The sequence below is a fragment of the Paenibacillus glycanilyticus genome (assembly GCF_023715145.1).
GTDB classification, from domain to species: Bacteria; Bacillota; Bacilli; order Paenibacillales; family Paenibacillaceae; genus Pristimantibacillus; species Pristimantibacillus glycanilyticus_A.
In genome coordinates, this window is record NZ_JAMBNP010000002.1 from 14,216 (window position 1) to 37,021 (window position 22,806).

At 43.9% G+C, this 22,806-nt stretch carries 27 protein-coding genes; 17 read left to right on the forward strand and 10 right to left on the reverse strand.

All coding sequences use genetic code 11. The features are described from left to right. Window positions 1–126 precede the first annotated feature (126 nt). Together M3194_RS05285 and M3194_RS05290 are read right to left on the reverse strand one after the other, a co-directional pair. Window positions 127–606, reverse strand: coding sequence for a GyrI-like domain-containing protein (locus tag M3194_RS05285; RefSeq protein WP_251652206.1), 480 nt, complete (start codon window positions 604–606; stop codon window positions 127–129). A 27-nt stretch (window positions 607–633) separates the two neighbouring features. Next, a complete protein-coding gene (locus tag M3194_RS05290) occupies window positions 634–1,113 on the reverse strand; it encodes a hypothetical protein (RefSeq protein ID WP_251652208.1) in 480 nt (159 codons plus the stop codon). Window positions 1,114–1,205: 92 nt separating this feature from the next. Here M3194_RS05290 and M3194_RS05295 point away from each other — a divergent pair, with 92 nt between their 5' ends. Together M3194_RS05295 and M3194_RS05300 are read left to right on the forward strand one after the other, a co-directional pair. Next, the gene (locus M3194_RS05295; protein WP_285889147.1) at window positions 1,206–2,174 is read left to right on the forward strand and encodes a helix-turn-helix transcriptional regulator; all 969 of its coding nucleotides are present in this window, start codon (window positions 1,206–1,208) and stop codon (window positions 2,172–2,174) included. A gap of 65 nt (window positions 2,175–2,239) precedes the next feature. Then, the gene (locus M3194_RS05300) at window positions 2,240–2,674 is read left to right on the forward strand and encodes a nucleotide exchange factor GrpE (protein ID WP_251652212.1); all 435 of its coding nucleotides are present in this window, start codon (window positions 2,240–2,242) and stop codon (window positions 2,672–2,674) included. A gap of 317 nt (window positions 2,675–2,991) precedes the next feature. Here M3194_RS05300 and M3194_RS05305 read toward each other — a convergent pair whose 3' ends face one another. Together M3194_RS05305 and M3194_RS05310 are read right to left on the reverse strand one after the other, a co-directional pair. Beyond that, window positions 2,992–3,384, reverse strand: coding sequence for a hypothetical protein (locus M3194_RS05305; RefSeq protein WP_251652214.1), 393 nt, complete (start codon window positions 3,382–3,384; stop codon window positions 2,992–2,994). Between the two features lie 195 nt (window positions 3,385–3,579). Beyond that, complete coding sequence (locus M3194_RS05310; RefSeq protein WP_251652215.1) at window positions 3,580–3,987, reverse strand: VOC family protein; 408 nt, start codon at window positions 3,985–3,987, stop codon at window positions 3,580–3,582. A 433-nt stretch (window positions 3,988–4,420) separates the two neighbouring features. On the opposite strand from M3194_RS05310, the gene M3194_RS05315 reads away from it, so the two are divergent. After that, complete coding sequence (locus tag M3194_RS05315) at window positions 4,421–4,888, forward strand: hypothetical protein (protein ID WP_251652216.1); 468 nt, start codon at window positions 4,421–4,423, stop codon at window positions 4,886–4,888. Window positions 4,889–5,227: 339 nt separating this feature from the next. Here M3194_RS05315 and M3194_RS05320 read toward each other — a convergent pair whose 3' ends face one another. Together M3194_RS05320 and M3194_RS05325 are read right to left on the reverse strand one after the other, a co-directional pair. Further along, entirely contained in the window at window positions 5,228–5,695 is a 468-nt protein-coding gene (locus M3194_RS05320; protein ID WP_251652218.1) for an NUDIX domain-containing protein, read from the reverse strand. A 532-nt stretch (window positions 5,696–6,227) separates the two neighbouring features. Continuing rightward, the gene (locus M3194_RS05325) at window positions 6,228–7,154 is read right to left on the reverse strand and encodes a hypothetical protein (protein ID WP_251652220.1); all 927 of its coding nucleotides are present in this window, start codon (window positions 7,152–7,154) and stop codon (window positions 6,228–6,230) included. 98 nt (window positions 7,155–7,252) lie between these two features. Between M3194_RS05325 and M3194_RS05330 the strand changes: the two genes are divergently transcribed. After that, on the forward strand, window positions 7,253–8,047 hold the full coding sequence (locus M3194_RS05330; protein WP_251652222.1) for a lipid II flippase Amj family protein: 795 nt from the start codon (window positions 7,253–7,255) through the stop codon (window positions 8,045–8,047). A 460-nt stretch (window positions 8,048–8,507) separates the two neighbouring features. Beyond that, window positions 8,508–9,056 carry a VanZ family protein gene (locus tag M3194_RS05335; RefSeq protein ID WP_251652224.1) on the forward strand — a complete coding sequence of 183 codons (549 nt, stop codon included), beginning with the start codon at window positions 8,508–8,510 and terminating at the stop codon, window positions 9,054–9,056. 124 nt (window positions 9,057–9,180) lie between these two features. On the opposite strand, the gene M3194_RS05340 is transcribed toward M3194_RS05335, so the two are convergent. Further along, entirely contained in the window at window positions 9,181–10,368 is a 1,188-nt protein-coding gene (locus tag M3194_RS05340) for an MFS transporter (RefSeq protein WP_251652226.1), read from the reverse strand. Window positions 10,369–10,500: 132 nt separating this feature from the next. On the opposite strand from M3194_RS05340, the gene M3194_RS05345 reads away from it, so the two are divergent. The 3 genes from M3194_RS05345 to M3194_RS05355 all read left to right on the forward strand — a co-directional run bounded on the left by M3194_RS05345 (window position 10,501) and on the right by M3194_RS05355 (window position 12,894). Further along, window positions 10,501–11,403 (forward strand): LysR family transcriptional regulator, encoded by a 903-nt coding sequence (locus tag M3194_RS05345; protein ID WP_251652228.1) that lies wholly within the window; start codon window positions 10,501–10,503, stop codon window positions 11,401–11,403. 252 nt (window positions 11,404–11,655) lie between these two features. Continuing rightward, window positions 11,656–12,198, forward strand: coding sequence for an NAD(P)H-dependent oxidoreductase (locus M3194_RS05350; RefSeq protein ID WP_251652230.1), 543 nt, complete (start codon window positions 11,656–11,658; stop codon window positions 12,196–12,198). 162 nt (window positions 12,199–12,360) lie between these two features. After that, entirely contained in the window at window positions 12,361–12,894 is a 534-nt protein-coding gene (locus M3194_RS05355) for a P-loop nucleotide/nucleoside kinase family protein (protein ID WP_251652232.1), read from the forward strand. Between the two features lie 62 nt (window positions 12,895–12,956). Here the strand turns inward: M3194_RS05355 and M3194_RS05360 are convergent, their stop codons facing one another. Then, window positions 12,957–14,258, reverse strand: coding sequence for an ATP-binding protein (locus tag M3194_RS05360; RefSeq protein ID WP_311289740.1), 1,302 nt, complete (start codon window positions 14,256–14,258; stop codon window positions 12,957–12,959). Window positions 14,259–14,395: 137 nt separating this feature from the next. On the opposite strand from M3194_RS05360, the gene M3194_RS05365 reads away from it, so the two are divergent. The 8 genes from M3194_RS05365 (at window position 14,396) to desA (ending at window position 19,936) form a co-directional block, all read left to right on the forward strand. Further along, window positions 14,396–14,671 carry a recombinase family protein gene (locus M3194_RS05365; RefSeq protein ID WP_251652234.1) on the forward strand — a complete coding sequence of 92 codons (276 nt, stop codon included), beginning with the start codon at window positions 14,396–14,398 and terminating at the stop codon, window positions 14,669–14,671. A gap of 163 nt (window positions 14,672–14,834) precedes the next feature. Continuing rightward, window positions 14,835–15,608: a hypothetical protein gene (locus M3194_RS05370; protein WP_251652236.1), complete on the forward strand. Its 774-nt coding sequence runs from the start codon at window positions 14,835–14,837 to the stop codon at window positions 15,606–15,608. 163 nt (window positions 15,609–15,771) lie between these two features. Beyond that, entirely contained in the window at window positions 15,772–16,626 is an 855-nt protein-coding gene (locus M3194_RS05375) for a phosphotransferase enzyme family protein (RefSeq protein ID WP_251652238.1), read from the forward strand. Window positions 16,627–16,884: 258 nt separating this feature from the next. Continuing rightward, a complete protein-coding gene (locus M3194_RS05380; protein WP_251653175.1) occupies window positions 16,885–17,349 on the forward strand; it encodes a GNAT family N-acetyltransferase in 465 nt (154 codons plus the stop codon). A gap of 164 nt (window positions 17,350–17,513) precedes the next feature. Then, window positions 17,514–17,840 carry a PadR family transcriptional regulator gene (locus M3194_RS05385; RefSeq protein ID WP_251653176.1) on the forward strand — a complete coding sequence of 109 codons (327 nt, stop codon included), beginning with the start codon at window positions 17,514–17,516 and terminating at the stop codon, window positions 17,838–17,840. Further along, window positions 17,841–18,239, forward strand: a complete 399-nt coding sequence (locus tag M3194_RS05390; RefSeq protein WP_251652240.1) for a permease prefix domain 1-containing protein — start codon at window positions 17,841–17,843, stop codon at window positions 18,237–18,239. 12 nt (window positions 18,240–18,251) lie between these two features. Continuing rightward, the gene (locus M3194_RS05395) at window positions 18,252–18,887 is read left to right on the forward strand and encodes a hypothetical protein (RefSeq protein ID WP_251652242.1); all 636 of its coding nucleotides are present in this window, start codon (window positions 18,252–18,254) and stop codon (window positions 18,885–18,887) included. 44 nt (window positions 18,888–18,931) lie between these two features. Next, window positions 18,932–19,936: a Delta(5) desaturase DesA gene (gene desA / locus M3194_RS05400; RefSeq protein ID WP_251652244.1), complete on the forward strand. Its 1,005-nt coding sequence runs from the start codon at window positions 18,932–18,934 to the stop codon at window positions 19,934–19,936. A 171-nt stretch (window positions 19,937–20,107) separates the two neighbouring features. Here desA and M3194_RS05405 read toward each other — a convergent pair whose 3' ends face one another. Next, window positions 20,108–20,500: a hypothetical protein gene (locus M3194_RS05405; protein ID WP_251652246.1), complete on the reverse strand. Its 393-nt coding sequence runs from the start codon at window positions 20,498–20,500 to the stop codon at window positions 20,108–20,110. A 310-nt stretch (window positions 20,501–20,810) separates the two neighbouring features. On the opposite strand from M3194_RS05405, the gene M3194_RS05410 reads away from it, so the two are divergent. Beyond that, window positions 20,811–21,014 (forward strand): hypothetical protein, encoded by a 204-nt coding sequence (locus M3194_RS05410; protein ID WP_251652248.1) that lies wholly within the window; start codon window positions 20,811–20,813, stop codon window positions 21,012–21,014. A 456-nt stretch (window positions 21,015–21,470) separates the two neighbouring features. Here the strand turns inward: M3194_RS05410 and M3194_RS05415 are convergent, their stop codons facing one another. Further along, on the reverse strand, window positions 21,471–22,691 hold the full coding sequence (locus M3194_RS05415; RefSeq protein ID WP_251652250.1) for a helix-turn-helix domain-containing protein: 1,221 nt from the start codon (window positions 22,689–22,691) through the stop codon (window positions 21,471–21,473). Window positions 22,692–22,806: the final 115 nt, after the last annotated feature.

The following is a 22,806-nucleotide window of genomic DNA, read 5'->3' on the forward strand; positions in this document are numbered from 1 at the left end:
TATAGGCTGCTTTTAGTGGTAAGTTTTTTCGGAAAATTCCGCAGCAGGCTTGTAACGGAAGAACTTTAGCTCCATAAGACAGCAAGGCAGCTCACACAGGATGAGCCGCCGCTTTCTTAACGAAAGTTATTTTTTTACCACTGGCACCCAAAATTCACCGTAGAATGTACCCTCGCCGTTATCTTTGCGATAGGTGGCGTTTGGACCGCCGATGTAAGCATAATCAGTGATTTGGGCCAACACTTCGCCAAAAGCCAGGTAAGTCAACTGATCAAACAAAGTTTCCTTTTCACCATTTCCAGCGACTACGATGTACTCGCTCTCCGGAAACTCGATGAGACGCGTTGCGTCCGCCACTAGCTTTCCAGCTTCTACCGCGAAATAATTCCACGGCTTGCCTTGATATACCTCGTTCACCGACCATTCACGATCATCTTTTGCAGCGTCTTTGAGCCTAGCAAACCGCCCGTCAGCCTTGAGTTTGCCCCAAAACTCGGCTTTTTCCTGCTGTAAAGCTGCCATGTCTTGAAAATTGGACTGGATTGAAAAACCGTATGCGGTTAATGTGAATGATTTTTTATGCTCAATTGTATATTCTGCTGCCATGGGAGCTCCTTTCAAATTTCAAAAAGATTAGTTCTCGACTTTTTTCACGCGAAGACACATTTCCCCGTAGAATTCACCGTTTTCAGCTGCTTTGACGAATGTTGAGTTACCGGGACCTACGTATTTGTAGTCTGTTATTTCCTGCAGCATGCCGCCGAAAACTTTGCCTGTGATTTCATCGGCAAGGCTGTCTTTATCAGAGCCCGTGCCCGGCACAACGAGGTAATCGCCAGCGAGGAAATCGAGGACGACCGCGTCTTCCGCATTGAAATCACCCATTACGCCGAAGCCGCGCCAAGCCTTGCCGTCGATCACATAATTGATCTGGTATTCTTGCCCGTCAGCCAGCGCCAGAAGCTCGGCAAGCTTGCCGTTTTCAGTAATTTCAGCCTTTTTCGCTGCCGTTTTTGCCGCATTGCCTGCCCAATCGTTGAAGTCCTCAAATGAAACACCGAAAGCCGTCATTTTGTAGTTTTCCGAGATTGTTTTGATGGAATAGTTAGACATTTTTATTATCTCCTTTGTGTGTTTGCTTTTACAAGATTGATTCTATTGGCCGAATGTATCAAAAAATGATACTTTTTTGATACAATAAAATCATGAAGAAAACAGAGCGAGTAAACCTAATCATGCGCTATATCAATAACCGCGCGCATTTTACGATTGCCGAGATTCAGCGGGAGTTCAAGATTTCCCGCGCCACGGCGATCCGCGACATTAACGAGATTCAAGCGATGGGTTTTCCACTGACGACGGAGCTGGGGCGGGGTGGAGGCTACCATGTCCTGAAAAATCAGTATTTGCCCGCAGCGCGTTTCACGCCGGATGAGCTGAAGGCGATTTTTATCAGTTTTATCGCTTCGAAAAACTCGCAGCTGCCCTATCTGCAAAATCGCCGCTCCATCACTGAAAAACTTATCGGCATCGCTTCGCAAACGCAGCAAGACGAGCTAATCGAGCTAAATCATATTTTGCTATTTGAAAATACGAATCCTGCTAATCCGAATCTTTTGGAGCTCGACGATGCAGCGCCTGCAGAGTTAAACCAATTGATTTCGCTTGCCGTGCGAGATAAGCATTTGCGCGTGACGTATGAGCCGAGTCCTGGCCGGCCGCAATTGCTGGACGTTTTTTTGCTTCATATTTTCAACTCGAACGCCCAGTGGCTAGTCGAGGTTTATGATTTTGATACGGATGAGTTTCGTTATTTGCCTGTAGATTTGCTGCGGGATTCCGCGTTTTCTGAGGATAAGATGAAGTACTCCGAGCAAGAGATTTTAAGCAAAAAACGAATGGGTGCACGTCAGTCCAATCTTGTTGTGAAGCTTGATGCGACCGGGATTCAACGCTTTAAACGCATACATCCGCCGGGGATTATTCTGTCCTTTACCGGAATGTTTCAATCGAGCGGGATATTTAATGTGCAGTTGGATGTGACCGATGTTGAGGCGCTCTCTTATTACGCGGACTGGCTTTTGTTTTTGGGAAAAGGAGTCGTGTTTGAGCGCATTCCCGAAGAGTTGCGCTTGATTTTGGAGGATCGCTTAATCAATTTAAGATTTTCTTGATTTATAACAGCAATCCGGGATTTAGGTGATTCAATGCAGAAACTTTACCAGAGGATGTGAAGGATATGGATAAAAAGGGATGGATTCTTGTAACCGCGATTACTGCTGCGTTAATTTCCATATTCTTTGCGCAAAACAAGAAAATCGAAATCCTGCGGTTACAAATTGACGAGTCGAACCAGGAATTAAAAAAGATAAAGGACGAAATCGGCACGGCCAACAGCGAAATGGAGGCTAAGAAGAAAGAGCTTCTGAAGATAACTTACCATTTAGAATTGGAAAGAAAGGCGTATGCAGAAAAAAGTAAGTTGTTAAGCGAAGAATTAAAACAAGCGGATTCAACGGTGTTTGCTAATGAAACGCTGTTGTTTGGTGATAGAACGCCTGTAGTTGACAGCTCCGTCCCAACAGATATTTTATCAACAATTACCAGTTGTTCGAAGCTATGGAGAAGAACGATGAGGCAAAATTCGCTGAACTGGATAAAAAGGGCGTTCTAGCCTCTTTTTATAAGAAGCGAGATAAGGTTGATAAAATTTTATGGATACAAAACGACCCCGATCATAGAGCTGAAGCCGTAGAAGAATGGTTAGAAGTCAAAAAGGAATTGAAATTGTTAAAAGTGTTCTACTTCATGAAGGACGGCTCCATTATTGACCCTAACTATGCCATGGTGCAAGAGAATGGCAAGTGGGTTATCCTTAGCGTAGATTAATTGCTGCAAAAAGGATTAAGCAGGAAGGATTTTCTCGGTGAGGCTGGGGTATATCGAATGAGTGTAAAGAAAAACAAGAACTAAAAAGCATCCGCCAAATGACTAGACGCTTAATAACTCTTGCTGCTGCTCTAATCTTGCCACCTCATCATCATATAAAGCCGCTCGACGTTTTAGGAGTTCATATGTCTCGCTCCACTCGTCAGGGTATCTTGTCCATTGAATTCGCTTATTCAGCTCTTCAAGGGCATGCTCTACTCTATTTCTAAATTGTTTCCATGCCTTCTTGGCTTTGTAATAGTCACCGTTATTACGATTAGCATTCACCAGGTCAAAGCAGAGTTTGTCTTTTCTCGAAATCTCCAAGCTGATTTCATCAACTTTAAAAAGAATCTCCTTCTTGAGTTTGGCGTCATTCTCCATCGTTGCGATCATTTCTGCCATTATAGAAATTACTTTGTGGTTCTTTTGAGCTTCAGCGAGCTGGATATTCATAGATATTCCCTCCTAGTAACGGGCTACCATTGCGGTGCATATCATACTGTTCGTTAGAAGGGACTTTTTTTAGTCACAAGCAGGTGATTAAGATTATTTCATTTTCCCGGATTTTGTTGTATTACTCAATTAAAGGCGAATAATAGAAAAGAAGCTTGCCTAATGGCAGCTCCTTTTCATTTCAGTCTGTGTCCGTCAATAACGTCTACCGCTGAACCTTTTAATCGCTTCTTCAGTCACCGGCGAAAATAAATTAATCAGGTTACCGTCGGGATCGCGAAACAACATAGAACGGTTCCCCCAGGGCATCGTGGTTGGTTCCTTAACCCACTCGTCGACTAATGGCTTCAAGCGCTCGTATTCGGCATCGACATCTTGGACATGGAACTCAATGAGGATAGTATGATTGTCGGCCGCCACTGCGGAATCAGCACCGAATAATTGCACCGTCTGGGAGTGGCCAATCGCTAAGGTGCACGATGGCATAACGAATTCGGCAAAGACCGGCGCGGGACGTTCCGCCGAAACGCCAATAATCTTCTCATAGAACTTGACGAGCCGATCCACGTCGTCGGTAATGATACGTACAGAAGCAAAATTCATGAAATACCATCCTTCCTAAAATAAACGATACAATATTCAGAAAAACTATTTTGCATATATCTCTTCTCCTTTCGGTTACTCATTCCGATTATAAAGAACCCTTACTGACAACAGTATGTCAGTAGTGGTTTAGTTTTTTTGTCTACCTTCGCAGAACTGATCAGATACGATAGAAGAAGTTGTGAGGTACTATAATCGGTTCTATGGAGGGTTAAGATGAGTAGAGTTGTTTGGGAAAATCCATCTAGCATGATAACATTAGATAGGATTAGAGGATTGAACAATTCATTGGTGTAAAGTACAAGTTAAAGTTAAAAGTTAAAGTATTCGTTGCTGTACACTTAACCTTGGGGAATATAATTGTTATAACTGGATGAAACGTAGTGCGTCAAAAATCGTTATACAGAATAAAGTAAGATACGGAGGTGTACCGATGGATTTGCTGAAGGGAATTGGAAAGCTGGCGGGCGATGTCACAGGCAGAGTACTTGGAGGTACTGTGCGGGTTGCCGGGGAGCTTGTTCGTAGTGATTACATTAAAGAGATCGGTAACGATGTGGAAAGAGTGACGGCAAAGACAGGTGAACTGGCAGGCCAAGCAGCGAGCGGTGTATGGGATGTTGGCGCCGGATTAATAACGGCGGATAAGCAGCAGGCGAAGACCGGCTTCGATGATCTTGGAGATGCGGTCACGACTACCGTTAGAGGTGCTGGCCAAGGAATTGAATACGTGGTCGAAAGCGGAAAAGATGTTGTGACAGGCATTAAGGAAAATGATAAGCAACGAATTAAAGATGGTGCTAAGAAACTTGGTAAAGCAGCTGCAGTAACCGTAATTGCTGTCGGTGTAATTGACATCGTTGATGGCCCGGACGGAATGGATACGTCAGAGCCAACCTAATAAACTAATGAAATACTTCAAAACGGCAGCTGACGGCTGCCGTTTTTTTTGTGCGGCAAAAAAATATTTCAGAAAGCTATGGTCATCGGAAAATTTTCAGCACATGTTGGCGACAACTCTTGGTATGATAATTGGCATAAATCTCGACTTCTGGGGCTTAGGGAATTACTGAATACATTCAAAAGTCTCAACTTTCAATCAGTTATTGAACTATCGAGGAGCAGTTTGCCGCAATGACAACTGCTCTGTTTTGCGGCGTTATTAAGTCTTAAGATCCCCCGTCGTCCGGGTAGACGGTACCGCTATTTCCGACCTGCAGGTACTGCAAATGAACATCAATCAGTCATATATTATGTTGAACGACATGCACCATTTAATAGCTGCCATATCGACCTCATCAACGTAGCCGATATCATCAGATAAATTCCAAAATAATATTTTGTCTGTTTCGTTATTTTCTTTAAACTGGGCTATGTAATCCAACTCAGCAAAGTACACGGGATTATATTTTATCACTCCATTTGGCTTCTTAACCTTTAGTAAGCCTTTAAAATCCATGTCGCGAACAACTTGTGTTGTTTCCTCAAAAAGTTCCCGTATGGCGCATTCTTTAGGAGTTTCCCCATCTGCCCTTCCTCCGGCTGGTACTTCCCAGTGTTTCCTCAACGTATTAAAACATAATAGATACTTATCATTAAAATTAACCACGGCATATGAACCTGCTAGTGGCTCGTAACTTTTTAGTTCATCTTCTTTCAAAGTAATACATTCTAACAACTCATAACCATCTTTATTGGTAGCGATCATTAGCAAAGCCCCCCATAAAACTGCTCATTAGTTGAGAAAATGGCAGCTCATCAGTGTGAACTGCCGTCTGTCATCATTGAGCTAAAGTTTCAAGTTAATTCAAGTCCACGCTTTTTTCTTGACTGACACTTCACTCACTTGCCCTTTCTGAAATTAGTTAATAAGTATAGAAGATTAAGTACATACCGATAGCAGCAATTACAAGCGGAAGCCATGGATGTATGTGCAGAGTCTCACTATCTGTTAAGACAGTTATTTCATAATTAGAGTAGGTTATTTCCTATATAGGTACATTAAAATAATGAACGCGGTCTAGCACACTCCTTACATCTCCATACAAACTCTGGCATGCAACAAACAAAGCAGACATTAGAAGGAGATTAGTAACAATGATATCCTTCTTAATATTTACCATATTGTACCTTCTTTCGTTCTTACCATATTTTATTGAAACTCTGAAATAGTTTTATATATAGTATGTAGAAGACCTTCAATGGGCTTTAATTCAGCTATAGTCCCTACGATAGCTAAATTAAGATTCCACTAATTTATGAACTTCCCCTAAATAGAAGGTATCATTTTTTCGTGCCTGGTGACCAAAGTACAGCACTGGCAACAGAAACATTCGAAGGGCAATAAGACTTTCGTCATCATAAAAGTTAATGTCGGATGTGAGTTGAATGTAAGCACCGATTTGTCCATTAACAGTAATGAAATCGGTTTTGTAACAAGGGGAATAATTCAAGACGTAGTCTCTCCCCCCCAAGTGCTCAATATGTGAACTAGATAACCAATTTGCCCAGAAATATCCACGGAGCTTATCATTGAAATTAGAGTAATGGTATGGATGTATATCGTAATATCTCTCCAAATATGAAGAGCTATTTGGAGCAACAACACTTGTGTCAAATGAAATAGAACCAGTAACAGCGTTAAGTATACTAACTATGTTTTTAAAGACAGAAGTTATTTGATTTTGAATCTCTAATGGAATATTTCCTTGGAAGAGTTTTTCGCTTAATAAAAAGGTCAATTCATTATATCTTTTTATTTCCCCTCCCTCAGGTATTGGTTCGGCATCAAAGCACGAAATACCAAGACTAATAAGAGGCATTACCTCAATAATTCTATCGTTATCTTTTATTTTGTCTCTCATGTAAATTGACAAAGTTTCCCCCTTAACCAAAAGGGAATATACCTTTTCTAAATTCTTATCGTTCAGTTTAAATTTTTTCCAATTTAAATACTTATTCTGAATATCAAAAGTTATTTCGAGGTCATGAGGCTTAAGGAACGTATCCAATAACTCTTTGATGATTGCATAAATGAGTTCACCTTTATCCGCCAATTTTTCGTAAGTTAACACTCTAAAATTTATGGATTTATTAAAAATAAGTTTCATAGTTATACTATCACCTCTATATAATTCTTCATTTCTATCTACATTTAACTCACTCACAATAATACCACATATTGGAACTAACCTGGATAGCATCTGGGATAAGTTTCCTCATTGTGGTATGATTTCCTTTAATCTATCATTGTGAGGTATACCCTATGTTCCAGCAGATTTTATTAGTATCCATTTGCACGTTCATTGTTCACTTTTCAGAAACGCTAACTTATTCATTGCGTTTGGCGGGTGTACGATTAGGTAAATTAGCTGTTGCCATTTCTTTAACCGGAATCATCTTATTGATATCAAGAACCGCAAATATGCTTCAAGCGCCTCTTACGGGGAAAATCGTTGATGTTTCAAAGGACTCGCCAGGCGACTTAGTAATGCAATTTCGGATGATTATTTCCGCTGCTTCCTTGGGAACTCTTGCAGCAATATTACTGTTTCCGTCAGCCGTGTTTCTTTCAAAGAGAATCATAGCTCACTTAGAAGTGACCGGTTCACTGCCTCAATTATTAATACAGTCCGTAAGCATACGGAAATTGAAGAATGCCCGGTTTCATCTGCGGGTTCCGAAGAAGGATATGCTGTCTCGTCTACGTATAGGAGGCATTCCTAAGAGACTATTCTTATTAAATATTATCGTTACAGCAATCTATACAGTGGGTGTATTAGCAGCATTACTGGCAGCCACTTATAGTACGGGTTCATCTATTGCAGCATCACAGTCTTCAGGGCTCATTAATGGCATGGCAACAATCCTTCTGACCATACTCATCGATCCTCAAATTGGACTGCTCACCGATAAGGTGTTAAAAGGCGAAAAAGAAATAGCCGCGTTGAATAAAGTATTTGGACTTTTAATGATATCTCGTTTATTAGGGACAATTTTGGCGCAGCTCCTTTTGGTTCCGTCCGCACATTGGATTAATCTAATGGTTCAGTATATATAAGGAATTGTAGCGAAATGGAATGTCCATGGTGCAACCATAAATATGTAGCTTAATATAAACATGTTTATCATTTATACTCTATTCGAGTCGATGGGGAGTTAGCGGGAGAAAGCAAGCTGCCATATATGCGTTTGATTTATTCATAGGGAAATGGAGAGTCAGTCAATTCGATTGGAATACCCCGGCTCAAATTTTTTGGAGGATAGTTATTAAGAAATATACAAACAATCAGTATCAGGAGATTAGGAGAAAGGATAACAAAGGTCCGGCACAAGAGTTTACAAAGCGGACATGATGCTTAAAGTAACCATGCTTTGGAATGGCGGTTGATCGGGGGATCAGCTGCCATTTTTATTGAGAATCCTATTTCTTTCTCGAATTATTGTTTGAGTTTGTAGTGACATACATAATAAACTGAACGATATATAATAAGCAGGGATAAATGAACAATGGAGGTATTATGACTAAACGAGAACAAATTAAAACAATTTTTTTATATGGTATTTTTATTTTTTACCTCTTTTTTATTATTAAAATATTTCTCTTATCAAGAATTTCGATTACGGAGATCTTTAACAGTCAGAGGGTTATAAATAGGTCTATCAATCTTATTCCTTTCTACAGTATAAAAGATTATCTATTTAGCGATTCTGCGACTCTAAAAAGATTCTCTTTTAGCAATGTGGCAGGTAATATCATTATTCTTATTCCTCTTGGTACCTATTTGTCTTTATTCAGAAAGAACAAAAGAGTAATTACCAATCTGTTGTTCATATTCTTAGCGAGTTTATCTGTTGAAATCATTCAGGGGCTTCTAGGCATCGGAACATCAGACATTGACGACATAATATTAAATGTTTTGGGTGGATGGATAGGGATATTCGTTTATAAGTTGTTGGCATTAATATGGCGAGAAGAGAAGAAAATAAGTACCGTAATCACCGTATTATCTGCTTTAGGATTACCCGTTATATGGTATTTATTATTCATGGTGACATTGAGACTGTGAGTGGCGCTAACGCAACACGTTAATCAGACAGCAAAATGGCAGCTGATCAGAGGATCAGCTGCCATTCTAATTACAGTAAAGTTTAACAAAACGAAGCGAGGCCAGTTCAATCCTCTTTCATTATTTATTGCTTACCAAGGGACGGGCTTTTTGCCTGTCCGCCAAGGTGACGCCGTGACAACAGCAGGGAAAAAGCCAGATATACAATTGCGATAAAACCATACAACAGGACATAGCCGCCGATTTGGTAGAACAGGCTGCCGATTAACGGGCTGAGAGCCATTCCCATATACCGGAAAAAGTTATAGGCTCCAACGGCGGTCGCGCGGTTACGCGTGAATGCGCCGGTCAACAGTGTCGTCTGCACGGGGAGCGAGAGTCCCAGGGATAGGCCAAAGAAAATAATTCCGGCGAGCAGCCAAGGTAAAGAGATCGAGTAGAAGATGATGAAAAACAACACCGAAATGGCATTTAGAAAACTCGTCAATACGAGCAGCTTTTCTCCTCCTATTCGTGATTGGATTTTTCCGCCCAAGTAACTACCGACAACGATGCCAAGCGACATCGGCAGAAATACCAGTCCCTTTTGCTCGCCCGATAAACCGTAACGATCGGTTAGAATGTTCGGCAGGAAAACAAGGAAATAATAAAACACGTAATATTGAATAAACCCAAGAGAAATAATGGACGACCCGATCCGGTTGTGGAGAATGGCCGCAAAACCCCTGGGATGAAAGCTTCCTGCTTTGACGTTGTCCGGCTTCGTTTCCTTCAAATACAAAAAGTTGAACACCAGCACAATCATGCCCGTTGCTGCAAGAGCGAGAAACACGGAGTGGAAATTGAACAACCCGCTAAGGAAGCCGCCGATGACCGGCCCGAGCACGGGGCCAAGCGAAACCAACATTTGAAAGGTTCCCATCGCTTCGCCTCGTTCTTTGCCCTCGAACAAATCACTGATAACCGTAACGGCAACGACGGATCCCGCAGCGATTCCGATCGCCTGCATCGCTCGGAAGACCAGCAGAAGCGTTATCGTATCGGAGAAAAAACATCCCACCGAAGCGATGACATAAAGCGAGATTCCGACAAGCAGGACCTTACGGCGGCCCTTTAAGTCCGTGAGCGGACCATAGATGATCTGCATGATGGCAAGAAATAAGGTAAAGATTGAGATCGTCAAGTTCACGACAAATGAGGTCGTATGGAGTTGACTGGCAACCTCCGGTAATATGGGGGTGTAAATGGTCTGCGTGAACGGCCCAAAGAATGCGGCAAACGCGACAATGTAAAGAACGAATTTACGATTCATGATTGTTTATCCCTCATTTCTTTTGGTTGCTCGAATTTTAATAATGCCATCTTACTTGATATCGATTATTTATTCCAATGCATTTCATGTTATAATCTCATCGATTAGAGGGAATGAGTGAGGTGCGCAAAATTGGAACTTTTACAGCTGCAATATTTTCTCGCGGTAGCTCGCCTGGAACATGTGACCGAGGCAGCCCGGAGTCTGCACGTTACGCAATCGTCGTTAAGCAGAACGATTCAACGCCTTGAAGAGGATTTAGGGGTCTCTCTATTCGATCGAGTAGGCAGGAAGCTGGAATTAAATGAGTTCGGAAGAAGATTCCTGCGTCGTGCCGAAAGGGCTTTGTTCGAATTGGAACAGGGGAAGCTGGAGCTTAGCGAATTATCCAGCCCCGATCATGGCAGGCTTGAATTAGGAGTGACCAGCGCAAGCGTATTGCACCACATTCTTCGGGAATTCCGAAAGAAGCGGCCTAATATACAATTTCATGTACAAATGCTGACGACGCAGGAAATGATATCTCTTCTGGAGAGAGGCGAGGTCGATTATTGTTTGTCCTCTCCTCCTGTCAAGCGAGATGACATCGAAAGTCAAATCGTATTCATCGACCCGATCCTTGTCGCCGTTCCAATGGGGCATCGGCTTGCGGATCGAAGCAGCGTGTCCTTAATCGAGCTGAAGGATGAATGGTTTGTCGGAGTTAAGGCCGGATACGGTACCCGTGATTTGATGGACGAGGTATGCAGATCGGTTGGATTTGTCCCTCGTTTTGTGTACGAAGGGGATGAGCCGGCAAGGCTGGTCAATCTGGTGGAAGCGGAGATTGGCATTGCCTTTATACCAAGCACGGCAAGGAATGAACGAGCACAAATCAAATATCTCCAGGTGGAGACTCACGAAGTGGTGCGGGAAATCGCATTATTGTGGCACAAGAGTCGATACATATCGCCGGCTGCTTTGGAATTCCGCGGGGTCGTTTTAGACTATTTTCAGGAATTATCCAAGCAGACATTTGAAAGCGGAGGGCAATAGTAGTGTTTTCCGTGCTGCCCGGTTCTATCCTCGCGCCGGGCTTCATGTATTTGTTGGATGATAAGCAGAAAAAGCACAAAAAGCCGCCTTTTGACGGCTTTTTGTGCTTGTTCGATAAAAGTATTAAGCCGATGTTTTGGGTATGATAAAAACCGAAATCCGCATGAATGGGATGCAGTGATTTTAATCTTAAGTGTTCACGGCTGGCATTGTAGATTTACTTTGGTTCATAAATTGATTGGAGGGAAATGGATGAAAATTCTGGTTATTATTACTCACCCCAATATGGAGAACTCACGAATAAACAAGGCATGGCGCGATGAATTGCAAACCCAAAAAGACATTACAATCCATGAACTATACGCAACTTACCCTGATGGAAAAATAGATGTTGCAAATGAACAAAAGCTAATAGAATCCCACGACAGAATTATATTGCAATACCCGTTTTACTGGTACAATACGCCGCCGCTGTTAAAGAAATGGATGGATGACGTGCTGCAATACGGGTGGGCATACGGACCGGACGGCAGTAAAATAGCCGGGAAGGAATTCGGTGTGGCCATTTCGACTTATGGTACCGCGGAGTCCTACCAGCCCACCGGGTTTAATCGTTTTACCCTTCAAGAGCTATTGCGCCCAATTGAAGCATCGGCTCACTTTATCAGTGCGGAATACCTGCCTCATTTTTCATTGAACGACTCCTCCAATCTTACGGATGAACGACTTGCGCAGAGCAAGATCGATTATATTCAACATATTCGCAGCGTGAAGCCTTCACTGGTCCACAGCTAAACAATAGCAAGGAAAGAACCCTTCACATGCGTGAAGGGTTCTTTGATTTAGAAAGGATAACTCGTTTTTCAATTAAACGAGGTATTTATTGCTCGCTAATTATCCTCGCGTTATATTGGATATTATATTCATTTTATTGATCATACGTCTGGAGGATCCAAGTTGAACAAAAAGAATGAAAATAGGCTCTATCTGATATCTGGTCCTCTTGGGGTCGGCAAATCAACAACTTCAAAGCTGCTTGCGCGTCATGTTGAACGATGCGTGCTTATTGAGGGTGATATCCTTCTGCATATGTTAAATGACGATCTATCGCTTTCTTGGGAAGAACGCCTACGACTTACATGGGATAATATACTGGCACTTACAAGGAACTACATACAACACGATTTAAATGTTGTTATTGATTTTGTAGTGGAGGAAGAGCTTGCATGGTTTTGCAAACATCTATCCGACTTCGAGAATGTGAGTTTAAAATATGTTGTCCTAAAAGCAGATAAAGAAAAAATAGTCGAACGGCTGACTACTCGAGGGGATATTGAATCCTTAGAACGCTCTTTGTTCTTATTAGACAAAATGGAGCGTTCGGATTCTACGAACCCATTTAGTTATGACACCACGCTAAAACAACCCTCCGAAACGGTCAAAGAAATCATCGCAAGCACTCGTTTCCTTGTGCCTATTGAACCCATTTAATATTCAGCAGCAGTTCATACCAGGTTAGCCGTTTTTTTGACTTTCAGGCCCCAAGCCCGAGTTTATGTAGGCTGCGTCAAGGGCAGCGTGATGAAATAAGTAGTCCCGGCACCTTCTTTGCTGCGTACTTCGATCTTGCCGTTCATGCCCCGAATAACGCTGAAGATGACCATGGTCCCGAGACCGGTGCCCTTGTCCTTGGTGGTATAATATGGCGCCCCCAGCCGGTTAAGCTGCTCTTCGTTCATGCCGATGCCGGTATCGGCAATCGTGATGGTAACGGTTCGGTTCGGCTCGTTAACCGTATATTTCAAGGTCAACATTCCCCCGGCGGGCATTGCCTCAATGGCGTTTTTGCCGATATTGATGATGGCTTGCCTGAACTTGGACTTGCTGCCGTATACTGTAGCGGGCTGATTTATGTCCGTGGCGATCTCGACGTTCTGCAAATTCGCGTAAGAGCTCAGGATTTGGGACGCTTTGGTTAATGCCTCCCCCAGGTCGATCGGTTCGAGCGTCTCGATCTGCGGCTTGGCGAGCGATAAGTAATCGGAAATGATCGATTCCGCCCGGTCCAGCTCCTCCAGTGTAATGGCGGAGAATTCTTGACGCTTCCGGTCGCTGAGCGCCGGATCGGACAACAGCTGGATGAAGCCTCGGACGGACGTTAACGGGTTGCGGACCTCATGCGCGACGGAGGCTGCAATTTCGCTGACGACCTTCATTTTTTCCGCTTGGATGATTTCCTCTTGCATCCGATTTTGCGTGCGGATCATTTCAATCATGAACACAAGCATTACCGCCATGATGCACTGCACGAAGATGATCGGCAGACTCGGAACAAACGACGCCATAAAAAAGGAAGCTTTGCCTTCGAGCAAGGCGTACAGATTAACGACCGTCACGCGCATAAAGAAGCACATGCCTAATACAAGCAGCATTCTTTTCTTGGCGGCGGCTTTTTCGTACGTCCTGAAGAGAAACAGCAGCAGAAAGATCGTTGGCAGCAGCGAGAGAGAGTAATGAAACAGATCGATTCCGCCCAAAATTTCCCGGTACGCCAGCAGGCTGCCGAATAAGAGCAGCGTCGTATAGAAGCCGCCGTAGAGGGAGCCGATCACGAGCGGAATTGCTCTTAGGTCAAGCACTGAGTCGAAGAGTTTGACGGGAAAGGACATCGTAATGATCAGGGGAATCAAAAACAAAACGTACACAAAGAGCGGATGCTTGCGTTTATAGAAAGGGCGGTAGAAAATCAAAGGCAAGAAAATGATAAACGCGTTGAGGATAAAGTCGGAATGTGAGAGCATGGAGTAATTCCTTTCGTGAGTGCTTGCCTTTGTTTTCGAGAAGGGGGCCGTCATTTCCTTCAAACCGGGAAGTTAATTTTTCATTTGTTCCTGATGGTGCATTGATTTTATATTAGGGAAATAGACCTATAATCTCCAGTTAATTTTACCGATAATAGTAGTACATAGATTTGAAAAGGGGTATTATCCGTATGAAAGCTATGGCTATTTTAAGAGAATGCAGCTTTGAAAGCACGCAGGATCAGAGGCGCAGCATTACCTCTTATGCTCGATCCGAAGGCATTGATGTAGCTTACTGGTATCAAATCTTTGAGGACAATTACAAAGATATTTATGAGAAACTGCCCAAGTTAGGCGCAGTAATCGTAACTAAGGTATCCAGAATCTCGAAAGAGGTAGCAACGCTTGATGAATTTAAGGTCATGCTTCATAACCATAGTGTTGAGTTAATATCCATGTACAGCTAAGGGGTATTGATGTGCGGCAGCCGGTCTACAGTGACCGGTTGCCGTTTTTGCTGTATATGGAGTTTTTTTATTGTAACAGGTGGGAAAAATAACGCATGAACAACCTTGCTTTCTATAATCCGTTGAAGCTGTTCCATATTCATAATGAAGGAGGTAGAATTTTTTGAAAAGAATCCTATTCTGTATCTGTTTCGTATCCGTTCTGATCGGTCAGCAGCATGTTTATGCAAAGCCTCAGCTGGATTTAGCGGAAAACGCGATTCAGACCATAGAATTTTCCTCTTCCTATATTAAGGAAATGCCATTGCGGCATGATGAACAAGAGAGGCATATTGCTGAATTAATGGCTCCCGATACGAAGTTTTCTCGGAATCTTATATTGAAAATAGACGGTAAGATTGTTAAGCGAGATATATTTTGGAACAGCAGGTTGATGATCGGGGATGTGGATAATGATCATCTCCCTGAAGTTTTCGTGTACGAATATTCAATCGGAAGCTCAGGGGCCATGGGGCTGTCGGTCTTCCGTATGATGGGGAAGAGATGGACGAGTATTTTTAGTGACCCAGAGGATATATCGCAGCCTAACGAAGAACAACGTTTCACCGGTAAGCTTGCAGGTCATAACCGGATTACATTCTATGATAACGTAACTCAGCTATCGGGTGAGCTAGATCTGGCGGGATCGCGTTTCTCCGAAAAGCAATTAGAAAATATGAGCTTTCAAACGGATCCTATTTCAGAATATATTATTCATTTTGAAAACATCGGTTGTCAAATGGAGACGGTTAGATGGATTTTTGCGTTTTCGCATCCAAACGCCGTTCTTTCCGTACATGATAGTTATTTGTATGATTTTAAAGAAAAGGTTTTTAGGCTTTATGAAACCAAAATCCGGAGCAATGAACAAACCTTAGCACATAGGAGCTATTATTAATAGCGTTGGTTAACGGCTCCGCATTGTTGAACGAACAGAAGAGCGCATACAGGGAGGGATTAATGGAGCGATGCCTCATTCACCGAGGATTTCGGAGGAAAGCCTTCGAACGTGTCTAAAGGAGCAATATGATTTAACTTCTGCCACACTGGAGTATCTTCCCTTGGGCCTTGATTACAGCTCCGCCGTGTATCATGCGGTTAGCGAGAAGGGAACGGACTATCTGCTCAAAGTCACGTCCAGGCCGTTATACGAATCGCAATATCTGGTTCCCCAATATCTCAACAGCCAGGGGATTACATGTGTGGTGGCTCCCGTTTCTACCCGGTCCGGTGCACTGTGGGCTCATCTGGAGGATTGGAGAGTTGTCGTCTATCCCTTTATCAACGGGGAGTCCAGCTTCAAGGGCATGTCTGCCGGGCAGTGGGAGAAGCTCGGGACCATCTTTAAACGAATCCACCGGATCCAACTGCCGCCAGAAGGATTTAATTCGCTTCGACAAGAGACCTTTGATTCGTCGGAATATGTTCGTTGGATACAAATCTTTGAGGATCAACTGACGCTTTTTGAAGGCGGGAATACATTAGAGCGTACACTTCATGCTTCTTGGATAGAGCATGAGTCATCGATACGGATGAAGTTGGCTTCATTGGAAAAGCTGGCGGTATTGCTCCAAGCTCGAACAATTCCGCATGTCATCTGTCACGCGGATCTGCATCCGGCCAATGTGATCCGAGATGACGCTGGGCGAGTGTTTATCATTGATTGGGACGAGGTGATGCTTGCTCCCAAAGAGCGAGATTTCATCTTTGTCAGTCATCCGCATGCTCATGCCTTTTTTCAGGGGTACGGAGCTGCAGAGGTGGATGATGAGGTGCTCGCCTATTACCGCTTGGAAAGGGTTCTTCAGGATGTAATTGAATGTGCCCGTAACGTCTGGCTCAGGGAGGACTTGGACGAAGATGCCAAGGCGGATGCCATCAAGTTGTTTCAGGTTATTCTGGCGGAAGAAAAATAGAGAGCAGCAGATCGGCTAGGAAGGTCCTCCGGAATTCCCCGGTGCACGGATAAACCTATAAGGAAGCTGGAGGTGTAATGCTTGCCCGACGAAATCCCGGATAAGAATATATTTATGATGTGTCCGGCTCTGGATCCTGCGGCACTCCGCGATCTTCCGGCGGGGTATCGTATACGAAGGTGCCGTAAAAGCGAACTGGAAACCTGGATGGAGTTTCCATTCGACGATCCAAATGAGGCTAAGGCATACAGGGGCTTCATGGAATCGTTTTTTCAAAATGTTTATGCCCCAAAAGAGGCTCTGTTTTATGAAAAATGTCTCTTCGTATGCGATTCGCAGGATCGCCCGGTGGCAACCTGCTTTGCCTGGAAGGCGTACGATCGGATTACGACGATCCATTGGTATAAGGTATTAAAATCCTGCGAAGGAAACGGAATTGGGAGAGCGCTGCTGTCTGCCGTTATGCAAAGCCTGAGCAAAGACGACTATCCGGTGTTTCTTCATACGCAGCCTGGAAGTTACCGGGCGATCAAGCTGTATTCGGATTTCGGGTTTTGCCTGCTAAGTGATCCGGTGATTGGCAATCGAACAAATGACTTGGAGGAATGTCTCCCGATTTTACGCCAATACATGCCCTTGCAGGCTTATCAGGCACTGAAGATAACCGAAGCACCGGCGTTCTTTTTAGAGGCAGTGAATTCATCCTCTAACGTAGAATTTTAGTTCATGAAGTCCCTTTTGACGCAGCCCGTTTCGGGTTGCGTTTTTTATTTGGCGAAGGACAAGAGGGGGACCAACGGGAGAAATAAAACATTACTTTGACAGATAGAGTAATCTAGAGTAGTATTACTCTATCAGATAGAATAGTTCGGCAAGGAGGGCTCGGTATCATTAGGAGCGACATCATTCGCGGGCATTTGGACCCCATTATTTTACGCCTGATTATGGAGAAGGATAGATACGGCTATGAAATCTCCAAAGAGATAAGCCTGCGTACCAAGGACAGATTCCAAATCAAAGAGGCTACATTGTATGCGGTATTTCAGAGGCTGGAAAACAAGGAGCTTATTGAGTCCTATTACGGTGATGTCTCTCACGGCGGACAGAGGAAATATTATCGGATTACCACGCTAGGCAAGGCTTATCTGCGGGAAACGGTGCAAGAATGGCAAGAAATCAAGGAAATTATCGACGTGTTCATGGAGGGATTGTAATTGAAATCAATCAAGCAGCATGTAGACGAATTGTTCAAGGGTATTCCGGATAGCGAGAAGAAGAAGGTCATCAAGCAGGAAATTGTGGCCAATCTTCAGGAGAAGGTATTCGACCTCATGGAGCAGGGGAAGGAAGAGGAGGATGCCATCAACAAAGCGATCGTTGAGTTCGGGGACGTTGAGGAAATCAAGCAGCAGCTTGGGCACAAGCTTCCTACAAGAAGAAGCAACGCCAAATTGAATCTCGGCTTTTCGATCTGGGGCAGCCTGCTGATCATCGCGCTTGTTGTATTCGTGAATTTCTATTATACGCCGGATGTGATCTGGTTCGTTTACCCGACATTTGCTGTTCTCTGGTGGCCGTTGTCCATGGTTTTCAGTTGGTTGCGCTTAAGATGAGGAGGCCAAGTGATGGATAGGCAGCAAGTTGGTTTTGCGGCGGTTGGCAGTCTAATGAGTATCTTGTTCTTTATGATTGTGAATTACTTAACGTCGCCAAGCGAGATCTGGTTTATATACCCCGCCTTTGTGTTATTGTTCTGGCCGCTCAGCTTGGCTTCCGTAAGAAAAGGCTACTACAAGCTGTATTCCATACTCGGCGGCTTACTCGTCATCGTCTTTCTGCTAACGATTAATTACATGCAATTCCCTGAGTATCCGTGGTTCTTCTATGCCGTATTTCCGGTACTCTGGTGGCCAATTGTGACGTACAGCGGGTCAAAGGCAAAGACATTAACCTTCGCCGTTATCGCGAGCGTTAGTACGATTGCGTACTATTCGATCTTAAATGCCGCTATGTCATCCGGTTATCCTTGGGCGATCTACCCTGCCTTTGTTGTGTTATGGTGGCCGCTTGCTCTGTATTATGCCCGAAAGAAGGAGTATTATCGATTTTCCATATCAGCCAGCGTACTGGCGGCGGTGTTCTTTATCATTGTAAACGCGGTTTCTTCGCCGGATACCATATGGGCGATCTACCCCGTCTTTGCTATTCTGTGGTGGCCGCTCAGCATGTACTATTTTGGAGTCAAAAGAATAAAGGATTAGTCGCTCACAACAAATAGAAGTCCACAGGGACAGAGGGAAACAATATGCCTACTCCAACAGTACGTCAATTGAAGCAAGACATCGCTCCTTACGAGAAATCGCTTGCAAGGAAAAGCATCATGCAAATCATAAATACAATCCTGCCGTTTGTGCTGCTTTGGTATTTTGCCTTTCTGTCGCTCTCGGTATCTTATTGGCTTACACTAGCAATTGCCGTTGCTGCGGCCGGATTCGTCATTCGGATATTCATCCTTTTTCACGATTGCTGTCATCAGTCCTTATTCAAAAGCAAGAGATTAAACGAAATAGTCGGAACGATTACGGGCATTCTTACTTTCCATCCTTATCATCAGTGGAAGCATGCGCACTCCATTCACCATGCCACAAGCAGCAACCTGAATAAAAGGGGGACGGGGGATGTCTGGATCCTTACGGTGGAAGAATATTTGCAATCCTCCCTCTGGAAGCGTTTGAGTTACAGGCTGTACAGAAATCCTTTCGTTATGTTCGTGCTTGGACCTTTCTATACCATGCTTATCGAAAATCGCTTCAACCGGAAAAACGCCAAAGCCAAAGAACGCATCAATTTGTATTTAACGAATTTGGGTATTGTGGTATTGGCAGGCCTGGTTTGTTGGGCTGTTGGATGGCAGGCCTTTCTGCTGATTCAGCTTCCGATCTTCTATCTCTCCGGCGCGGCCGGTATCTGGCTCTTTTACGTGCAGCACCAATTCGAAGACAGCTATTTCGAGAAGGAAGAGAATTGGGACTATGTGAAGGCCGCGATAGACGGAAGCTCGTATTACAAGCTGCCTAAGCTGCTGCAATGGCTGACCGGAAATATCGGTTTTCACCATGTTCATCACTTGAGCCCAAGAGTACCGAACTATTACTTGGAAGAAGCTCATGACAAGACGCCGGCTCTGCACAATGTGACGACGATCACGATTGCCTCCAGTCTGCAAGCCATTCGCTTTCGTCTATGGGATGAGAGCAACAAGAGATTTATCGGCTTCAAAGAGTTAAAACAGTGGGCCAAACAGAAGTAGATGCACTCCTTTTGGTTATATAAAACCGCCCTCTTCATCAACGAAGAGGGCGGTTCTTATTTATCTCAGTTATGGCTAATCCGATCTTTCAAATAAGCGTAAATACCAATTATGATAATGCCAACAGCAGTGCCTAGTAGTGAATACATGTTGTCTCTCTCCTTTTGTCTCTCACGCAGCGATCTCGGATAACCATACGATTGCATGGTTTACGCCCTCGAACTCATGATGCTTCAATCTTGCCGTATCTTCGGTGGTTCCCCTATTTGAATCCCTGTTTGTTGCGGATATCGTTGGATTAACAGTAGCCGTGTATTGAATGCCGGCATTCAGCAGTCTCGGAAGCCATTCCTCGGACAACCATTTCATGTCTTCTTCCAGGACCAAGATATGACTGTTATCGAATAAAGCTTTCTTTGCCTTCTTCAAGACAGCCAATTCAATCAATTTATCTAAAGGCTCGCGCAGCTCATCTCCAACGGCAAAGGAATTCCACCGAATCACGACAGATTCAATCACGTCATCCCAAAAAATGTGAGCTTTTTTATAATCGTATCCCATCATAATTCTTCCCTTCATAAATGAATGTCTTTCTGATACCTTCACTATAATACGAAAATCGATCATACATGTAATTAATATATTTTAGATTTGCTATAGATACGGTATATACCCTTCGCATGATCGGCATATGGACAGAAAATCCAGCGGAGAGTAGAATGGATGAAATGATTTTGACCGAGCTTGAATGCGCTTCCATCTTTTTCATTACATAAAGATCCGTAAGGAGATTATTGTTCATCTGGAGGTAACGAACCGGGTGTTGTTTGATCAGTTATCCATTCCTTTGGAATTTGAGGAGAACGGTAGAATATTGACTGATTTGACGGACAAGCAGGCGGGAGACAACATCAAGCAAATCAGTTATTTAGATAAAGTGTTCGAATCCAAACGCGGCTGGTATCGGGCAAAAATCAACGGGAAGCAAAGCATGGTCGTATACGAGTCAAACAGGCTTGGCTGGAAGATTGTCACGGGCGTCAGTCAGGACCGTGGACACCTTGACCAAGTTTTATAGGCTGGCATGGTCACTCAATATGACATAGAGGATGAAGCTCTGTCATGGGAGATTATCAAGATCACTCTTCAGCCTATTATTAAAAATGTATGCCATCATGCGTTTGTTCATACGGGCGGAAGAGGAATTGGTGAAATTTGCCCAGTAGGCTAACTTCAATTCATAAGATGGAAGACGGTGACGTGGTTGTCAATGACGAGGTGTTCAGAGGACCTGACTTTTTGGGGGGGGGGGAGAGGCCGGCTGCATGGCGAGTGTAACCAAGAATGGCTTCTGGTGGTGGAAAACCTTCGCAAGCGTAGGCAATACGCATATCAAAACGTTGGAATCGCCAGGGCAGGCTTATAATGAAACCGATTAGGAGTTTGATAACGCATTTAATCAGTTCCTTAACGAAATGAAGGTCCGCGGCCAAGCTGACTCCCGCGCTTCGATGGGGTCAGCTTGTTTTTCTGTTTAATTTACCTTATGAATCTCGGAAATTTGCTGCTTCCGGTATTCTCCGGGCGACAGACCGACCTGCTTCTTAAACATCCGGTTAAAGGATGTGATGTTGGCATATCCGACCTGCATGCTGATGTCTTGAATGGACAGCTCGGAGACAACGAGCAGCTCCTTTGCCTTGCGGATGCGAATCTCGTTCAGATGGTCGCTAAAGTTGGCCCCTGTCTTTTCTTTAATAAAGACGGACAAATACGCAGGGGACATGTTTAGCAATTGGGCCAAATAAGCAAGCGACAGATCCTGAGAGAAGCGGGTGTGCAAAATATCCATAATAAGACCCGCGATTGGTTCTTGCTGCTTCTGAGCGTCATTGGTGAAGGCGGCAACCTGTTCAAGAAGCTCTGTAAACGTATCCAAATAGTCCTGGACCGTTCCGCATGCATCTAATTGCTTGATAACGGAGTAGATTTTCTCGACGGCTTCGGCTTCCAGATGCAAGGGTTCGAGATGAACCCACACTTTGGCGGCCGTAAGGATCGATAAGTGCCGGTAGGCTTGAATGGTTGCGCCGCTTTTGGCAAAATGGTCAATCAATTGGGACACCAACTGCAGGGCACCCTCGGCATTGGCCGATTGCAAAAAAGAGCCAAGAGCCTGCTCGTGCTTAGGACTTAATAAAAGGGGAGGAGCTGTCTTCAGCTTGTCGACTACTTGAATTTCCTCGGTCAGGTTCGCTTGCTTGGCCATCTCTTGCACTTGCAGATAGGCGGAGCCAAGCTCTTTGTAACGAACGGTCTGCATACCGACTGCTATCGTGATATAGCAGCGGTTATTCTTCCCTATCAACATCTGTTTCAACGTATGCATAAAGGAGGCAATTTTCTCGCGATCAGCTCCATAGAAGATGGTGACAACGCGATCGGTCTCAATCTGGAACATATCCGTGTCGTTGAATCGTTCGCTTATCCTAATCTGGAGCGATTCGGCGATGCTGTGAAGGAGAACCTGCTGTTCATCGCTAACGCAAGCTGCTTTTGGAAATCGGAAATGAAAGAGCACAACATGACAGCTTCGGTTGGCAGGCAGCCGATTGCTCCCGTCTGCGCTGGGAATGCCGTTAATATTTCTCAGCCGGTTTAAGCATTCCAAGCGAGACAGGGCAGAGAATTCGGTTGAGTTCGAACCTAACTTCTTAAAGCTGTGGGAAGGCCCTTTCCGCATAGACATTCTCATGAAAGGAACCCCGCTTTCCAGTTGTATTTGTCCATTTATTCATATTAATTCCATTAGGTGAGGCTTGGATTAAGATAATGTTATCGCAATGTCAAATAAAAGACAGACCCGATTT

Excerpts from the sequence above, each read along its gene's own strand:
- M3194_RS05320 (WP_251652218.1), bottom strand. The coding sequence starts at position 5,695 with ATGATCGCTACCAATAAAGATGGTTATGAGTTGTTAGAATGTATTACT.
- M3194_RS05405 (WP_251652246.1), bottom strand. The coding sequence starts at position 20,500 with ATGATGGGATACGATTATAAAAAAGCTCACATTTTTTGGGATGACGTG.
- M3194_RS05315 (WP_251652216.1), top strand. The coding sequence starts at position 4,421 with ATGGATTTGCTGAAGGGAATTGGAAAGCTGGCGGGCGATGTCACAGGC.
- desA (WP_251652244.1), top strand. The coding sequence starts at position 18,932 with ATGCCTACTCCAACAGTACGTCAATTGAAGCAAGACATCGCTCCTTAC.
- M3194_RS05290 (WP_251652208.1), bottom strand. The coding sequence starts at position 1,113 with ATGTCTAACTATTCCATCAAAACAATCTCGGAAAACTACAAAATGACG.
- M3194_RS05350 (WP_251652230.1), top strand. The coding sequence starts at position 11,656 with ATGAAAATTCTGGTTATTATTACTCACCCCAATATGGAGAACTCACGA.
- M3194_RS05360 (WP_311289740.1), bottom strand. The coding sequence starts at position 14,258 with ATGACGGCCCCCTTCTCGAAAACAAAGGCAAGCACTCACGAAAGGAAT.
- M3194_RS05335 (WP_251652224.1), top strand. The coding sequence starts at position 8,508 with ATGACTAAACGAGAACAAATTAAAACAATTTTTTTATATGGTATTTTT.
- M3194_RS05395 (WP_251652242.1), top strand. The coding sequence starts at position 18,252 with ATGGATAGGCAGCAAGTTGGTTTTGCGGCGGTTGGCAGTCTAATGAGT.
- M3194_RS05330 (WP_251652222.1), top strand. The coding sequence starts at position 7,253 with ATGTTCCAGCAGATTTTATTAGTATCCATTTGCACGTTCATTGTTCAC.
- M3194_RS05295 (WP_285889147.1), top strand. The coding sequence starts at position 1,206 with ATGAAGAAAACAGAGCGAGTAAACCTAATCATGCGCTATATCAATAAC.
- M3194_RS05415 (WP_251652250.1), bottom strand. The coding sequence starts at position 22,691 with ATGAGAATGTCTATGCGGAAAGGGCCTTCCCACAGCTTTAAGAAGTTA.
- M3194_RS05305 (WP_251652214.1), bottom strand. The coding sequence starts at position 3,384 with ATGAATATCCAGCTCGCTGAAGCTCAAAAGAACCACAAAGTAATTTCT.
- M3194_RS05310 (WP_251652215.1), bottom strand. The coding sequence starts at position 3,987 with ATGAATTTTGCTTCTGTACGTATCATTACCGACGACGTGGATCGGCTC.
- M3194_RS05285 (WP_251652206.1), bottom strand. The coding sequence starts at position 606 with ATGGCAGCAGAATATACAATTGAGCATAAAAAATCATTCACATTAACC.
- M3194_RS05300 (WP_251652212.1), top strand. The coding sequence starts at position 2,240 with ATGGATAAAAAGGGATGGATTCTTGTAACCGCGATTACTGCTGCGTTA.
- M3194_RS05365 (WP_251652234.1), top strand. The coding sequence starts at position 14,396 with ATGAAAGCTATGGCTATTTTAAGAGAATGCAGCTTTGAAAGCACGCAG.
- M3194_RS05340 (WP_251652226.1), bottom strand. The coding sequence starts at position 10,368 with ATGAATCGTAAATTCGTTCTTTACATTGTCGCGTTTGCCGCATTCTTT.
- M3194_RS05380 (WP_251653175.1), top strand. The coding sequence starts at position 16,885 with ATGGAATCGTTTTTTCAAAATGTTTATGCCCCAAAAGAGGCTCTGTTT.